Origin of the sequence: Candidatus Symbiopectobacterium sp. (assembly GCF_020054415.1) — a bacterium.
GTDB lineage: Bacteria > Pseudomonadota > Gammaproteobacteria > Enterobacterales > Enterobacteriaceae > Symbiopectobacterium.
The window spans coordinates 1-2,865 of sequence record NZ_JAHWCO010000167.1; the positions used below are offsets into that span (position 1 = coordinate 1).

Sequence of the window (2,865 nt, forward strand, 5' to 3'; positions counted from 1 at the left end):
CAGGTGGGTGAAGCCATGGCCATGGTCAAAGCGCTTAACCGGATCACGCTATCAGGAATGCCGAACAGTATTCGCATCACGTAACAATCGACCCGTATGGGGCGCAGTCGTTACAAGTTCTGATTTATTCAACAAAGCCAAGAAAAAACGATATGTCTAGCGTCCTAGGGAAGGATGCTCAATAAGTTGTGGAAAAATAACGTGATAGAAATCCCAGATGTGGGGGGGGAATGCATGTCAGAAAGTGTTAAAATGTGACAAAAAATGCGTATTTATCGGGTAGTCGCCTTATAATCCGCCTTTGACATTTTTCGGGCAGTCTGGCCCGAGATGAATGGTCTATCCTTGATTTTCAACAACGCATAAAAGGGAACTTCTTATGCAACTCATTATGAGTCTTATTGGAATGGTTGTGTTGGTGCTGGTCGCCGTTTTACTTTCCAGCAACCGCAAGGCTATTCGTTTGCGCACGGTGTTGGGCGCTTTCCTGCTCCAGATTGGTATTGGTGCTTTATGTGCCTCGTGGCCGCAGGGTACTGGCAGGGATGACCGAAGGTGTTGCCCTGATTATTGGTTACGGCAATGAAGGCGTATCGTTTATTTTTGGTGGCCTGGCTTCCGATAAAGTGTATGAACTGTTTGGCGGTGGTGGTTTTGTGTTCGCACTGCGAGTGCTGCCGATCATTGTCTTTTTCTCTTCCTTGATTGCCGTGTTGTATTACATCGGGGTGATGCAATGGGTTATTCGCCTGCTAGGCGGAGCGTTGCAAAAGCTGCTAAAAACGTCACGAACCGAATCGCTCTCAGCGACGGCAAATATCTTCGTCGGGCAGACTGAGGCACCGCTGGTCGTGCGTCCCTATATTGCCACCATGACGCGTTCGGAGCTGTTTGCTGTAATGTGCGGCGGGCTGGCGTCTATTACCGGAGCGGTAATGGCAGGCTGTGCGCAGATGGGGGTGCCGTTGGAGTATCTGATTGCCGCCTCCTTTATGGCCGCGCCGGGAGGATTGCTGTTTGCCAAACTGATCGTGCCGGAAACAGAAAAAACACACGATCATGAAACCCACTCCGGTTTTGTGAGCGACGATGATCAACCGGCCAACGTGATTGATGCAGCGGCCAGTGGCGCGGAACTGGCGCTGAATGTGGGAGCGATGCTGCTGGCGTTTGTGGCGCTGATTGCCTTACTGAATGGCATCCTGGGGGGATTGGCGGATGGTTTGATTATCCACAGCTTTCTATGGAACTGATTTTGGGCTGGTTGTTCGCGCCGTTGGCTTTCCTGATCGGGATCCCGTGGCAGGAATCGACGGTCGCAGGGGCCTTCATCGGCCAAAAACTGATTCTCAATGAGTTTGTTGCTTATCTGAATGTTAGTCAGCATCTCAAAGCGGATGATGCCGTTGCTGCCTTGGGATTACAGGTGCTCTCGGATCAATCGAAAGCCATCATTTCATTTGCTCTGTGCGGCTTTGCCAACCTGTCATCGATTGCGATTTTGATTGGTGGGCTCGGCAGCATGGCTCCAAACCGTCGTAAGGATATTGCGCGTTTTGGTTTGAAAGCGGTCGCGGCAGGAACGCTTTCAAACCTGATGAGTGCGACCATTGCTGGTTTCTTTCTGGCGTTTTAAAGCTTGACCCGCAGCAGGAGAGAGTGTACGTTAATGACCATCTCGGCGTTTATCGGCAATATTGAATGGATGACGCTGCCTTTGCCCAATAGAGAGGCTGTGTATCCTGGATTCTGCGCCTATTGTCGCTTCAACCCAGAGGCTTACCACGATACGCTGTATCAGCGTATTGATGTGCCCTTGTCTGCGGAGTTGACGCGCTCGGTGCCCAAGCGCCGCGCTGAATTTCTGGCGGGGCGTTATCTTGCGCGCCATGTGTTGGAAAAACTCGGCATCAACCAGTTTACCTTGCTGAGCGGTCAGGACCGTTCGCCGGTGTGGCCTGAACATCTCTGTGGCTCTTTGAGCCACAATAAAGACAGCGTACTGTGCGCGATTCACCGCCGCAGCGACGTATTCAGCGGCGTGGGGGTGGATGTGGAAACGCTGATGAGTGACGATCGGGCGGCTTCACTCTGGCCTGGTATCGTGGGTGACGAGGAGTGCCAATGGCTGCAAGGGGTGGATATGCCGTTTTGTCAGGCGCTGACATTGAGCTTTTCTGCCAAGGAAAGCTTGTTTAAAGCTATCTATCCTTCAGTTCAGCATTATTTCGATTTTTTGGATGCGCAAATCACCGTGCTCAACCAAGCTCAACAGGTTTTCGAACTGCAATTGCAAACCACACTAACGCCTGAATTTCCCACGGGCCGGCGCTTCAAGGGGATATACTGGATGATGGCTGACAAAGTTACCACCTTCCTCTATATTGAGCCCTCGAAGGCTGTTTGACGAAAACTGTGTTACGTAGGCGCGTATTCAAAGGAAATGGTAGTCGCCTGTTATTTCCGTGGGGATTGGTGTATCGGCATATTCAAGTGATATCTGTCCCAGATATTTTTTTAACGCTATCATTTTGGTTTGTTTATCAACAAATATGACCTTCTTAAAATTTTTTGCATCGAGACAATCAACCACATTCCTAGCGACCCTATTCTAGAAAATGTAGGTTGGAAACTATTCGGGAAGGGTGCTTTGTGTTTTCTTTGTTATACTCAAATGTTATATCTCCAAGATGCTTTGTTAAAGAAATAGACTTCTTGTCATTAAAATAGGCTTTGTTGAATAAATAGAACTTTTGGGTAATCATCGGAGCAGATCACCACAGTTGTTTCAAAATCAGGTCTCCATGGCAAAACAAAATTTTAAAATCACCAACTGGCCCTCTTATAACAAGGCCCTCAAGCAGC

Annotated in this window: 1 protein-coding gene and 2 pseudogenes; all 3 read left to right on the forward strand. The window is 49.2% G+C overall.

Annotated features, from left to right (window positions below; all coding sequences use genetic code 11):
- Positions 1–84: pseudogene (locus QZ506_RS05065) on the forward strand (lipoprotein); the annotation flags it as partial.
- A gap of 295 nt (positions 85–379) precedes the next feature.
- Positions 380–1,636, forward strand: a pseudogene (locus QZ506_RS05070) (NupC/NupG family nucleoside CNT transporter).
- A gap of 33 nt (positions 1,637–1,669) precedes the next feature.
- Positions 1,670–2,407 (forward strand): 4'-phosphopantetheinyl transferase, encoded by a 738-nt coding sequence (locus tag QZ506_RS05075; RefSeq protein ID WP_291969514.1) that lies wholly within the window; start codon positions 1,670–1,672, stop codon positions 2,405–2,407.
- Positions 2,408–2,865: the final 458 nt, after the last annotated feature.